The sequence below is a fragment of the Variovorax sp. RTB1 genome (assembly GCF_035018765.1).
In the GTDB taxonomy this organism is placed as follows: domain Bacteria; phylum Pseudomonadota; class Gammaproteobacteria; order Burkholderiales; family Burkholderiaceae_C; genus Variovorax.
Genome location: NZ_JASJXG010000048.1, coordinates 25,097 through 36,669, shown reverse-complemented (window position 1 = coordinate 36,669; position 11,573 = coordinate 25,097). Strand labels below are relative to the sequence as shown.

Here is an 11,573-nt window from a genome sequence, read left to right as displayed (position 1 = left end):
AGCCGAATCAACCGACAAACAAAGACATCCCCCATGGCCGTCGAACCCCTTCCCGCCGCGCAAAGCGCAGACCGCGCCTTCAGTTGCCTGGACCAGATGAAGCGCATCAAGGCTGCGCCGCATACCGACGACTACAAAGGCAAGAAGCTTCCATGCTCGACCGTGATCCATGTGGGCATCTTCTTCGACGGTACCAACAACAACATGGAGCGCTACAAGACCGAGGTACTCACGAAGACCAACGATCCGTCCAAATGCAGCCATAGCAACGTGGTGGTGTTGCACGATGCGTTCAAAAACGCCCCCAACGACGGGTATTACCGCTTCTACATCCCCGGCGTCGGCACGCCCTTCGATGAGGAGATCGACGCGCTGCCGGCCGACTTGCCAGAGGCTTCGATGCCGCGCAAACGAATCTTGCCGTCGCCCAAGAAGCCGACCTTGCGCAGCCTGTAGGTCGCTACTTCTTCAGTCCGGTTGCGGGACTCTTGAGGCTGTCCAAGGAGGGCGTCTCCGGCATCTTCGGCACGCTCTGCGTGACACTGTCGATCTGCTGCTTCGCGCCCTCGATCGGGTTCTGATCCAGTCCCTTCATTGATTCATTCGCGTACTGGACGGGTTGCGTTCCGGATTATTCGTCGGTCATCAAAATCGCATTGGATTGCAGTGCAATCTTCAGCTTCGCCTTGTTGGCAGGAATCACCGCGCGATACCAGCTCGACTCGGGCGCCACTTCCATCTTGTGGACCACACGCCAGACCGATGTCGGCAGTTCGCGATAGCCGGCGAAGATGGCGATGGCCGTCGTCTCGGGATTCGACTTGCGCTGAATTTTTCGAGTCTCACCCGGACGCATGATGAACTGGTCGACGGCCAGCAAATCAGTGCCGAGCACGGCTTTGTCGGAGTTCTGCAGCGCGAAGAAGTCGGCCTCCTGAAAGGCGATGTCGGACTTGAGTTCATAGATCCGCAGCAGCATCGGCGCGCCGCGGCCTTTGGTGTCAGTGTTGAGGTCGCGGTCGGCCTCGATCGAGATATCGAGCTTGGCCTGCTCCTTTTGCGCCGGCTGGCTGTTGCCGCTCAACAGGCCACACGCGCTGAGCGCTAAGGGCAAAACGACCATCACGGTCATAGGCAAAACGCGCAAGGCTTTGCGCCTTGTTGCAAAGGTGTTCGACATGGACCCTCCCAGGTGCTGTGTTTTTCTGTCGCTATCGAGCGTGAATTACAACACCGGCCGCAATGGAGACCTCTGCAGCCGCCATCACTTTCGCCTCTCTAGCGAGAAGTAGTGCTGCATGGCTCAGGCCCTCACTCCCTCACCGCTTCATCATCTCCCGCGCCGACACCGGTTCCGCATCGTTGCCCCATGATCCGCGCACGTAAGTCAGCACCGCCGAAATGTCGCTGTCGTCCAGCACATGACCGAACGCAGGCATGCCGTAAGGCCGCGGATTGCCGGCCGTGGAAGGCAAGAAGCCGCCGTGCCGCACCATCTGGATAAGGTTCATCGGCGAGCGCATATTGACGGCGCGATTGCCTGCCAACGGCGGGTAGGCGTCTTGCGCACCCTGGCCGACGTCGCCGTGGCAGTAGGCGCAACGTTGATCGAAGATTCTGTTGCCACGCTCCATCACGCCGACGTCGCGCCGACTGACTTTCGTTGCTGACGGTTTGGCACTATCGGCCATTTCTCGATCGTCAGCGGCAGCGACCGCAGGCAATGCCTTCAGATAAGTTGCCATCGCTGTCAGGTCGGCTTCGCTCAGATGCTGCGTGCTCTGGTAAACCACTTCCGCCATCGGTCCCAGCACCGATCCATGCGGCGACGTTCCAGTTTGCAGCAGCGCGACGATGTCGGCGGTCGGCCAGTCAGCCAGCCCCGCTTCTTGCGGGTCGGCTAGCGACGGCGCATACCAGTTCTCGACCGGTATCAGCCCGCCCGACAGGCCACGCTTTTCCTCGGTGGCGCCGAGCACGTTGCGCGTGCCATGGCAGGCGATGCAGTGGCCCAGCCCATCGACCAGGTATGCGCCGCGGTTCCATTCGGCGGGCTGTCGTGTGTCTGCGACGAAGGTGCCGGGCGTGAAAGACAAGGCACGCCACACGACGAGCGCAGCCTGGGTGTTGTACGGAAAGCGCAATGCATGCGGCACGTTGCGCACCGACACCGCGGGCACGCTTCGCAGGTAGGCATAGATGGCGTCGGAGTCTTCGCGCGTTACCTTGGTGAAATTCGGATACGGAAATGCGGGATACAACAGCCTGCCATTGCGGGAGCGGCCGTTGTGCATGGCGCCCCAGAAATGCGCCGCGCTCCAGTTGCCCAGACCATGAGCGTTGTCGGATGTGAGGTTGCTCGAATAGATGGTGCCAAAGGGAGTGTCGATGGCCAGGCCGCCCGCGTATGCCGCGCCGCCGCGCGTGGTGTGGCAGCCAGCACAGTTGCCGGCGAGTGCGAGATAGCGGCCTCGCTCGACCTGGCCTGCCGTGGCGACGAAGACTGGAGTTGCGTCGTCCGCAACGCGCTCGGGGCCTAACAGCCTCATTCCGATCAGCGCCGCGCCGATCAGCGATGCCAGCGCCGTAGTCACCAGCAGGGCGAACACGATGCGACGCAGCATCGAACGGGGCGGATCGTCTTTTTCGTTGTCGTTGCTCATGGCGTCATCCCGCTGCAAGCCATCGGTGCCGGGCCGGGCAACGACGCTGCGGGCCGGGCATCGACCGGCACCGGCTGCAATGCAAGCCAGCCAGCCACTGCGTTGATGTCGCTACTCGTCAGCTTGCTGCCCACCTGCGCCATGCAGTCCGGCGCGAGCGCATGGCGCTCGCCGGTCAGCCACGAACCGAGTTGCGACGACAGGTACAAGCGCGGTAGCCCGACCAGTCCGGGGATGGCTGGCAGCACGCCGGTGAGGGCGGTGCCATGGCATGCCGCGCATGCAGGGATGCCACGACTCCGATCGCCGTCGACGACCAGCGCCTTGCCGCGCCGCAGCATCTCGGGCGTAACGTCACTCGTCGTCGCGACGGGCGGATAGGGCAGATCGAGGCCGGCGAAGTATTCGGCAATCTCGAGCAGATACGGATCGGACAGATGTTGAACCATGTAGGCCATGTCGGAGTTGAAGCGGCGACCGTCGCGAAAGCTGCGGAGCTGGTTGAAGAGGTAGCCGGCCGGCTTGCCCGAAAGACGCGGAAAAAAGGCCGTGTTGCCGGTGGCGCCTTCGCGACCATGGCAGGCGATGCAGGCGGCGGCACGTTGCTCGATGGTGTCAGGAACGCGACCGGGCGGTGCGGCAAGGGCCATGTCCGAGAAGGTAACTGAGGCGATAGAGGCAATCATGGCGCTCAAGGTGGGCAGGACCCACCCGACCTTGCGGATACGGACTACGAATGTCATCGAACGATTGTGGCGCCGGCAGCGGTGGCAGCCGATACATTCCTGCTATGCGTAAACATCTCTCATCGACACAGGGCCCGCAACGTCTGCTGTATGGAGGCGTCGTCGGCTTGGTCGTCGGAACCCTGGCGTGGCCTCTCGATGGCCTCCCGCGAGGGCTCGTGGGCTGGTGCAGCGGCGTTTTGGTTTACCTGATGCTGGCTTTTTGGCTGGCCGAAACGTGCGACGCCGAGCACACGCGTGCCCGTGCTCAGTCGCTCGACCAGCCGACCGCGTTGATCCTGACCGCCATGCTTGCAGCGGCGCTGGTCAGCGTCGGGGTCATCGTGATGTTGCTCAAGCAGGTCAAGGGCCTGAGCGATGTCGAGCGGGCCGCGCATGTCGTGCTGGGCGTGGTGTCGCTGGCGCTTTCCTGGCTGATGATCCACACCATCTATGCCTTCCACTATGCGCACCGCTACTACCAGGAAGAAAAGAACAACAAGATCGCCGGTGCCGGCCTTGACTTTCCGGGCAAGCTCGACCCGAACTACTTCGACTTCATGTACTTCTCTTATGTCGTAGGCATGACCTCGCAGGTGTCGGACGTGCAGGTCACGTCACGCGAGATGCGACACATCACGACGGTGCACAGCCTCCTTTCGTTCGCCTTCAACATGCTGGTGCTCGCGCTCTCCATCAACGTCGTGGCCAGCGCGATTTAAAGCGCCGCCGCCGGCCGCCGCAGCTTGACGATGCCGGTGGACAGTGCCACGCCGCAAACGATCACGGCAGCGCAAATAAGCATCCATTGCGTGATGCGCTCGTCGAGGAAAACGGTGCCGTAGAGCACTGCGAACACCGGCACCAGAAAGGTCACCGTGAGCGCGCGGGCCGGGCCGGCGTGTTCGATCAGACGAAAAAACAGGATGTACGCGAGCCCCGTGCAGGCGACGCCCAACGCGATCAGCGCAAGCCACGCGCGGCTGCTGGGCATCTGCGCGGGCCAGAGCCACAGCGCCGGCAACGCGAGCACGATCGTGGCGCCGATCTGGCTGCCGGTGGCAGTCGCCAAAGGCGGAATGCCTCCGAGAAAACGACGCGAGGCGCTTGCCGAAATGCCGTAGCTCATGCACGCACCCAGGCAAGCCAGCACGGCCCACATGGCATCGTGGCCGTCGGCGCTGGAATGCAGCCCGGCGCTGCGACTCGCCAACATTGCGACGCCCGCGAAGCCGATCATGAGGCCCACGATGCGTGAGCCATCGGGCCGGTCCTTGAACCATGCCCACGCCACCAGCGCGCCGAACATCGGCACCGTCGCGTTAAGCACGGCAGCAAGCCCGGTGTTGATGGTGAGCAGCGCAAAGCAGAAGAGCGCGAACGGAATGCCCGAGTTGAAAACACCGATCAGCATCGTCGCTTTCCAGTGGCGCGCCAGCGTCGGTCCGTGGCCTCTCACCAGCAACAGCGGCAGCAGAAACAGTGCTGCGATACCCACGCGCACGGCGGCCGCAGGCAAGGCCCCGAACTCCGGCGCGGCGATGCGCATGAACAGAAACGACGCTCCCCAGAGCGCACCGAGCAACACCAGATCGATCAGCCAGCGGCGCGGGTTTGGTTCGACCGCTGCGCCCGCGACGCCCACGGCGCCCTTTACCGCACCACTCACAAGGCGCCTTCGAGTTCGAGCAGCGCTGTCTTGCGTTCGAGCCCGCCGGCATAGCCCGTGAGCGAACCGTCTTTGCCGACCACGCGATGGCACGGCACGATCACGCTGATCGGATTGCGCCCCACGGCTGCGCCCACTGCGCGCACGGCGGCCGGCTTGCCGAGACCGGCACTCAGCGCGCCGTAGCTGGTCGTCGCGCCCGAAGGAATCGCGAGCAGCGCCTGCCATACGCTCTGCTGGAACGCCGTGCCGTGCGACAGGTCGAGCGGCAGGTCGAAGCGCTGCCGCTTGCCATCGAAGTAGTCGCGCAGTTGCGCGGCTGCTTCGCGCAGCACCGGATGCGCGTCGTTCGACTGCCAGCCCGCGGTGTCGGGCGAGTGCTTTTGATGATCGAACCATGCCCCCGCCAAACCCTCGTCGGTGGCGGCCAGCGTGACGCCGCCGAGGCGGCTGTCGATGTGCGTCGTGTAGATCGTTGCGTTCTTGAATTTCATGGTGTCTCAGGCGATGGTGCCTGTCCTCGTCCTTGGTTCTTGTATTGCCTTGGCTGTAGCGGATGTAGCCGATGTCCTGATGCCCGGCGCTGCGCTTGCAGGCAGCGTGTGCCAGGCGCGCAGCACGGCGTAGCCGCGCCATGGCCGCCAGGCTTGGGATGCCTCCGCTGCAGCGCGCGCGGTCGTCACGCCGAGCGCCTTTTGCAGCGCGACGTCGCCAGCCGGAAACGCGTCGGGCCACCGCAATGCGCGCATCGCGATGTACTGCGCCGTCCAGTCGCCAATGCCGGGCAAAGCCTGCAAGGCGACGAGCGTCGACGGCACATCGGCGCCCGCGTGCAGTGCCAGCCGGCCTTCGATGACTTCGCGCGCCAGGGCCTGCAAGGCGCCCTGGCGTTGCCGCACGATGCCGAGCTGGCCCAGCGCATCGCCGCTCGCTGCGGCGATCGCAGCCGGTGTCGGAAAGAGCCGGTCGAGCCCGTCGATCGGTGTGGCGATCGGTTCGCCGAAAGCCTCGACCAGCCGCGAGCCGATCGTTCGTGCCGCGGCCACTGTGATCTGCTGCCCGAGCACCGCGCGCACCGCCAACTCGAAGCCGTCGGCCGTGCCCGGCACACGCAAGCCGTCGCCATCCGGAAACCTCTCATGCAGCGCTGCGTTAATGGCGATCGGATCGGCATCGAGATCGAACATCGCACGCACCCGGGAGATGACGATCGGCAGCACCGGCGCGAGCGAATCGCCGACCGACAGCATCAACTGCTCGCGCTCGGTGTCGAAGCGGAGCTGCAGCCAGCCGACGTGAATGCGCATGCCTTGCTGCACGCGCACTGTCCTTGCAAAGCGCATGCCATGGCCGCTGCCCGCCACCGCCTCGACACCGCGCAACGCATGGCGCTCGAAGAAACCGATCATCGCCGCGGTGTCGTACGGCGGCCGGTAGCCGAGCCGCACTTCGATCGGCTGGCCTTCGCGGGCCTCGGCGTTGCCGCCGGCACGCCGCAAGGCGCTCGGGTTCAGGCCGTAGTGCGCGACGAAAGCATCGTTGAAGCGGCGTACGCTGGCGAAGCCGCTGGCCAGCGCCACCTGTGTCATCGGCAGGCGCGTATCGGCGATGAGTTGCTTGGCAGCCAGCAAGCGCCGCGTCTGCAGATACTGCAACGGCGACACGCCGAACTGCGTCTCGAAGATGCGCCGCAAGTGGCGGTCGCTTACACCCAGCTTCGCAGCGATCTGTGCTGCGCCGGGGCCGCTGTCATCGTCACCGTGCGACCACGCATCCGGCTCGTCGATGAGGCGCGCTGCCTGCAACGCGAGGATGCGCGACGCATCTTCGGTCGACCAGCTGGCGGCGCGCGGCGCCAGTTCTGGCCGGCAGCGCAGACAGGGGCGAAACCCTTCGGCCTCGGCTTGCGCGGCATGGCGAAAGAAGCGGCAGTTTTCGCGCCGCGGGGTGCGCACCCGGCAGACTGGCCGGCAATAGATTCCGGTGGAGGTCACTGCGGTAAAAAACGAGCCATCGAAGCGTGCGTCGTGCGTCTTCATGGCGAGGTAGCAGGCGTCGTTCTCCAGCGGCGCGACGTTGGCTGGTGACGGTGGGGCGGTGAGGTTCGACATGGCGCAATCTTAGGACGATGGCGCCGCACAATCAGCCATTTCCGGACATCTGGCCGCAAGGCCTTGTGCCTACAATCTGTTCATGCAAATCAACGCTTCGATCTTCAAGGCCTACGATATTCGTGGCGTGGTTCCTGTCACCCTCGACACCCATGTGGCCGAGGCACTCGGCAAGGCCTTCGGCAGTGCGGCACGCGCTGCCGGCGAAACGACGGTGGCGGTCGGCCGCGACGGTCGTTTGTCGGGGCCTACGCTTGCCGCTGCACTCATCCGCGGTCTGGTGGCGACGGGCATCGAAGTCATCGACGTCGGTGCCGTCACCACCCCGATGCTTTACTTCGCGGCGCACACGCTGTGCCGCAGCGGCATTCAGGTCACGGGCAGCCACAACCCGAAGGACTACAACGGCTTCAAGATGGTGATGGCCGGCCGCGCGATCTACGGCGACGAGATCCAGGGCCTGCGCAAGACCATCGAGGCCGATAGCGCCACGCTCGCGCCGGGTGGCACCGTTCGCACGGTCGACGTGACCGAGGCCTACACGCAGCGCATCGTCGGCGACATCAAACTGGCGCGGCCGATGAAGATCGTGGTCGATTCGGGCAACGGCATCGCGGGTGCTTCGGCCCCCGCCATTTTCCGCGCGCTCGGCTGCGAGGTGACCGAGCTGTTCAGCGAGGTCGACGGCAACTTTCCCAATCACCACCCGGACCCGAGCAAGCTAGAAAACCTGAACGACCTGATGGCCGCACTCAAGGCGGGCGATGCCGAGCTGGGCCTCGCGTTCGACGGCGACGGGGACCGCCTGGGCATCGTCACCAAAGACGGCACCAACATTTTTCCCGACCGCCAGATGATGCTGTTCGCCCAAGACGTGCTTTCGCGCGTGCCGGGTGGCACCATCATCTACGACGTCAAGTGTTCGCAACAGCTGGCCCCGGCCATCGAAGCGGCCGGCGGCGTGCCGATGATCTACAAGACCGGCCATTCGCTGATCAAGGCGAAGATGAAGGAAATCGATTCACCGCTGGGTGGCGAGATGAGCGGCCACATCTTCTTCAAGGAGCGCTGGTTTGGTTTCGACGACGGCACCTACGCCGGCTGTCGTCTGCTCGAAATCTTGAGCAAGAGTCCTGACGCCAACGCGGTGTTGATGGCGCTTCCGACCAGCTTTTCCACGCCCGAGCTCAACGTTCAGTGCGCCGAAGGCGAGCCGCATCTCTTGGTTGCGCAGCTCGTCAAGACGGCGACCTTCGATGCGCCGGCGAGCGTGTCGACGATCGACGGTTTGCGCGTGGACTGGCCCGATGGCTTTGGCCTCATCCGCGCGTCGAACACCACGCCGGTGCTGGTCATGCGCTTCGAAGGCCATACCGACGCCGCGCTGCATCGCATCCAGGATCAGATGATGGCGCTGCTGCAGACGGTCAAGCCCGACGCCACGCTGGCCGAGGCATCGCACTGAGCGCGCAGACCCTGCGCAACGTGAGGTCGTCGGTGCTGCGCCTGTACGGCGCGATGATGCGACTCGCGCAGCCGATGCTGCGCCGCAAGCTGCGCAAGCGCGCGGTCGCAGAACCCGGATACGCCGTGGCGGTGGAAGAGCGCTTCGGCGTTTACGACGCGGCACTCACTGGCACCGACTGGTGCTGGATCCATGCGGTGTCGCTCGGTGAATCGCGCGCGGCCGGCATCCTGCTGATCGAACTGAGACGCCAGCATCCCGGTGTGCCGATCCTGCTCACGCACGGCACCGCCACCGGTCGTGAAGAGGGCGCCAAGCTGCTGGAGCCCGGTGACATGCAGGTCTGGTTGCCGTGGGACACGCAGCAGGCGGTCGCCGCCTTTCTCGATCGGTTTCAACCGCGCATCGGCGTGCTGATGGAAACCGAGGTCTGGCCTGAAATGGCTGCGGCCTGTGCCGAGCGCGGCATCCCGCTGGTGCTTGCCAATGCGCGCCTCAACGCCAAGTCGTTGGCCTCTGCTGAACGGCTCGCGTGGTTGGCGCGGCCGGCGTACGGCGCGCTCGCCGCAGTGTGGGCGCAGACCGAAACCGACGCGCATCGGCTGGTGTCGCTGGGCGCCAAAGTCGCCGGTGTTTACGGCAACCTGAAGTTCGATGCGGCGCCCGATTTGCGTCAGCTCGCGACGGCCGATTCGCTGCGTGCGTCGTTGCCCAAACCGATCGTCGTGCTGGCAAGTTCGCGGGACGGCGAAGAGCGCATGCTGCTCGAAGTGCTCAAGCGCTTCGGCGCCGCGGTGCCGGTGCCGCCGGCGCAAGCCGCCATCAGTTCCATCGCCAAACGCGTGCACGAGGTGCAATGGATGATCGTGCCACGCCATCCGCAACGCTTCGATGAGGTGGCGGCGTTGATCGAGTCGCAGGGTTTCGGCGTGGCGCGCCGGAGTTCGGCCAGTGCGCCGGCCGATTCCGAAATCTGGCTGGGCGATTCGCTCGGCGAAATGGCGCTGTATTACGGGCTTGCCAGCGTGGCACTGCTCGGTGGCAGCTTCGAGCCGCTGGGCGGGCAAAACTTGATCGAAGCAGCCGCGTGCGGTTGCCCGATCGTCATGGGCCCTTCGACCTTCAACTTTGCCGAAGCAGCCGACCTGGCCTTGTCGGCTGGCGCGGCGCAGCGTGTGCCGGACATGGAACATGCGGTGATGGCGGCGCTGGGGCTGGTCGGCAATGCGGGCAAGCGAGAAGCGATGGTGGAGGCAGCCATTGCTTTCTCATCGTCCAACCGTGGCGCCGCACAACGTACGGCCGCAGCCGTATTGGCGCTGGTGCAAGACGCGCCGCGGCCGGTGCCAATGTCGGGCACCGCGCCTATCGAGCGCACTGAACCCGGGTTCAGCGACCCGGCGGATTGATCACTGGCGGCGCCGGCGGTGCGGTCGGCATTACCGGAGGTGTCGGATTGAACGGCTGCATCCTCACCGCAGGCACCACGATCGATGGCGTAGGTGCCACGGGCACTGGGCTTTGCGTCGCAGCCGAGGGAGCTGTCGGCGAAGCGTTGGCCGACGCGCTGCCCGGCGCCGCCAGCGTCGAGTTGATCGCCTGAAGATCGTCCGCCGTCAACGTGCCGTTGGCCTGTCGCAATTTCAAGTTGCCCAGCAGCACGTTGTAGCGCGCTTGCGCGAGGTCGCGCTTGGTCTGGTAGAGCTGGCTCTGCGAATTCAACACGTCGATGTTGATGCGCACGCCCACTTGGTAGCCCAGCCGGTTCGCATCGAGCGCGCTCTGGCTCGACGACTCCGCCGCTTCCAGCGCCTTGACCTGGCCTGCGCCCGACACCAGCCCCAGGTAGGCCGAGCGCGTTGCCTGCGTCACGCTGCGGCGGGTCGATTCGAGTTGCTGCTTCGATTGCTCCTCGAGCGCCAGCGTTTCCTTGATGCGGTTTTCGGTTGCGAAGCCGGCGAACAGCGGCAGGTTGAACACCACGCCGATGGTCGCCGCGTTGATGCGCGTGCCGACCGTGCTGGTACTGGTGCCGCTCGGGTTGCGCGTCACGTTGTAGCCGAGATTGGCGTCGAGCGTCGGCTTGTGACCGGCTTCGGCCTTCTGTACTTCGAGACTCGCGACATCGAGCCCGAGCCGTGCCTGGCGAATGGACGGGTGCATGTCTTCGGCCTGCAAGACCCATGCGTTGATGTCGGCCGGCAGCGCCGTCGGCAACACGACAGGCGCAGCCAGCGGCGTCGGCGCGCTGCCCGGTCGCCCGACCAGCTGGTCGAGCACGATCTTCTTCACTTGCAAGTCGTTCTCTGCAGCGATCTCCTGCGCGATGACCAGGTCGTAGCGGGCCTGCGCTTCGCGCGAGTCGGTGATGGTCGAGGTGCCGACTTCGAAGTTGCGCTTGGCCGATGCGAGTTGCTCGGCGACGGCCACCTTTTGCGCCCGCACCAGCGCCAGGCTGTCTTGGCTGGCCAGCACGTCGAAGTACGCCTGGCTCACGCGCACGATCAGGTCCTGATCGGCGGTGGTGAGCACGGCCTGCGCGATATCGGCTTGCCGCAGGCCCTGTTCGTAGGTGGCCCAGTTGGCCGGCCGGTAGATCGGCTGCGTCGCGTTGATGCCGACGTTCTGCGTGTTGTAGTCGCGAGCCACAGAGCCCTGCGTGCCGGCCAGCACGTTGATGCCGAGATCGGTGCGGCCTGCCCCTGCCGTCAACCCCACCGCCGGCAGGATGCCGGCCTTGGCCTGTGCCGCGCGCGCCACGCTGGCGTCGTACTGCGCACGTGCACCCTGGTAGGTTGCGTCGTAGCCGCGTGCGGCGTCGAAAAGCTCGATCAAGCTCTGGCTGTGTGCCGACGGTACGACCGCGGCAAAGAACGTTGCGAGCGCGGCAGGAAGTGGGAGAAGCCGGGGCCAGAAGGGCATTGAAGAGTCCTTGAAGAA

The 11,573-nt window shown here is 65.0% G+C and carries 12 protein-coding genes; 4 read left to right on the top strand and 8 right to left on the bottom strand.

The annotated features are described in order from the left end of the window. Positions 1-33: 33 nt before the first annotated feature. Complete coding sequence (locus tag QN397_RS22110; RefSeq protein ID WP_323501930.1) at positions 34-456, top strand: hypothetical protein; 423 nt, start codon at positions 34-36, stop codon at positions 454-456. Between the two features lie 4 nt (positions 457-460). On the opposite strand, the gene QN397_RS22105 is transcribed toward QN397_RS22110, so the two are convergent. The 4 genes from QN397_RS22105 to QN397_RS22090 form a co-directional block, all read right to left on the bottom strand. Beyond that, the gene (locus QN397_RS22105; RefSeq protein ID WP_323498106.1) at positions 461-595 is read right to left on the bottom strand and encodes a hypothetical protein; all 135 of its coding nucleotides are present in this window, start codon (positions 593-595) and stop codon (positions 461-463) included. Positions 596-631: 36 nt separating this feature from the next. Continuing rightward, positions 632-1,147, bottom strand: a complete 516-nt coding sequence (tssJ, locus tag QN397_RS22100) for a type VI secretion system lipoprotein TssJ (RefSeq protein ID WP_323498105.1) — start codon at positions 1,145-1,147, stop codon at positions 632-634. A 172-nt stretch (positions 1,148-1,319) separates the two neighbouring features. Further along, a complete protein-coding gene (locus tag QN397_RS22095) occupies positions 1,320-2,663 on the bottom strand; it encodes a c-type cytochrome (protein ID WP_323498104.1) in 1,344 nt (447 codons plus the stop codon). Further along, positions 2,660-3,349 (bottom strand): c-type cytochrome, encoded by a 690-nt coding sequence (locus QN397_RS22090; RefSeq protein ID WP_261802266.1) that lies wholly within the window; start codon positions 3,347-3,349, stop codon positions 2,660-2,662. Before QN397_RS22090 ends, QN397_RS22095 begins: the two co-directional genes overlap by 4 nt. Before the next feature lie 104 nt (positions 3,350-3,453). On the opposite strand from QN397_RS22090, the gene QN397_RS22085 reads away from it, so the two are divergent. Beyond that, positions 3,454-4,110, top strand: a complete 657-nt coding sequence (locus tag QN397_RS22085; RefSeq protein ID WP_323498102.1) for a DUF1345 domain-containing protein — start codon at positions 3,454-3,456, stop codon at positions 4,108-4,110. Here QN397_RS22085 and QN397_RS22080 read toward each other — a convergent pair. The 3 genes from QN397_RS22080 to QN397_RS22070 are packed head-to-tail and all read right to left on the bottom strand — an operon-like array spanning position 4,107 to position 7,168. Next, entirely contained in the window at positions 4,107-5,057 is a 951-nt protein-coding gene (locus QN397_RS22080) for a DMT family transporter (RefSeq protein ID WP_416352209.1), read from the bottom strand. The genes QN397_RS22085 and QN397_RS22080 overlap by 4 nt on opposite strands. Then, positions 5,054-5,551, bottom strand: coding sequence for a methylated-DNA--[protein]-cysteine S-methyltransferase (locus QN397_RS22075; protein ID WP_323498101.1), 498 nt, complete (start codon positions 5,549-5,551; stop codon positions 5,054-5,056). The genes QN397_RS22080 and QN397_RS22075 overlap by 4 nt, the downstream gene beginning before the upstream one ends. Positions 5,552-5,557: 6 nt before the next feature. Next, on the bottom strand, positions 5,558-7,168 hold the full coding sequence (locus tag QN397_RS22070) for a DNA-3-methyladenine glycosylase 2 family protein (protein ID WP_323498100.1): 1,611 nt from the start codon (positions 7,166-7,168) through the stop codon (positions 5,558-5,560). Positions 7,169-7,250: 82 nt separating this feature from the next. Here QN397_RS22070 and QN397_RS22065 point away from each other — a divergent pair, with 82 nt between their 5' ends. After that, positions 7,251-8,633 (top strand): phosphomannomutase/phosphoglucomutase, encoded by a 1,383-nt coding sequence (locus tag QN397_RS22065; protein WP_323498099.1) that lies wholly within the window; start codon positions 7,251-7,253, stop codon positions 8,631-8,633. Positions 8,634-8,653: 20 nt separating this feature from the next. Continuing rightward, the gene (locus QN397_RS22060) at positions 8,654-10,042 is read left to right on the top strand and encodes a 3-deoxy-D-manno-octulosonic acid transferase (RefSeq protein WP_323498098.1); all 1,389 of its coding nucleotides are present in this window, start codon (positions 8,654-8,656) and stop codon (positions 10,040-10,042) included. Here the strand turns inward: QN397_RS22060 and QN397_RS22055 are convergent. Continuing rightward, entirely contained in the window at positions 10,023-11,555 is a 1,533-nt protein-coding gene (locus QN397_RS22055) for a TolC family outer membrane protein (RefSeq protein WP_323498097.1), read from the bottom strand. The genes QN397_RS22060 and QN397_RS22055 overlap by 20 nt on opposite strands. Positions 11,556-11,573: the final 18 nt, after the last annotated feature.

Excerpts from the sequence above, each read along its gene's own strand:
- QN397_RS22110 (WP_323501930.1), top strand. The coding sequence starts at position 34 with ATGGCCGTCGAACCCCTTCCCGCCGCGCAAAGCGCAGACCGCGCCTTC.
- QN397_RS22105 (WP_323498106.1), bottom strand. The coding sequence starts at position 595 with ATGAAGGGACTGGATCAGAACCCGATCGAGGGCGCGAAGCAGCAGATC.
- QN397_RS22095 (WP_323498104.1), bottom strand. The coding sequence starts at position 2,663 with ATGAGCAACGACAACGAAAAAGACGATCCGCCCCGTTCGATGCTGCGT.
- QN397_RS22090 (WP_261802266.1), bottom strand. The coding sequence starts at position 3,349 with ATGATTGCCTCTATCGCCTCAGTTACCTTCTCGGACATGGCCCTTGCC.
- QN397_RS22085 (WP_323498102.1), top strand. The coding sequence starts at position 3,454 with ATGCGTAAACATCTCTCATCGACACAGGGCCCGCAACGTCTGCTGTAT.
- QN397_RS22075 (WP_323498101.1), bottom strand. The coding sequence starts at position 5,551 with ATGAAATTCAAGAACGCAACGATCTACACGACGCACATCGACAGCCGC.
- QN397_RS22070 (WP_323498100.1), bottom strand. The coding sequence starts at position 7,168 with ATGTCGAACCTCACCGCCCCACCGTCACCAGCCAACGTCGCGCCGCTG.
- QN397_RS22065 (WP_323498099.1), top strand. The coding sequence starts at position 7,251 with ATGCAAATCAACGCTTCGATCTTCAAGGCCTACGATATTCGTGGCGTG.
- QN397_RS22055 (WP_323498097.1), bottom strand. The coding sequence starts at position 11,555 with ATGCCCTTCTGGCCCCGGCTTCTCCCACTTCCTGCCGCGCTCGCAACG.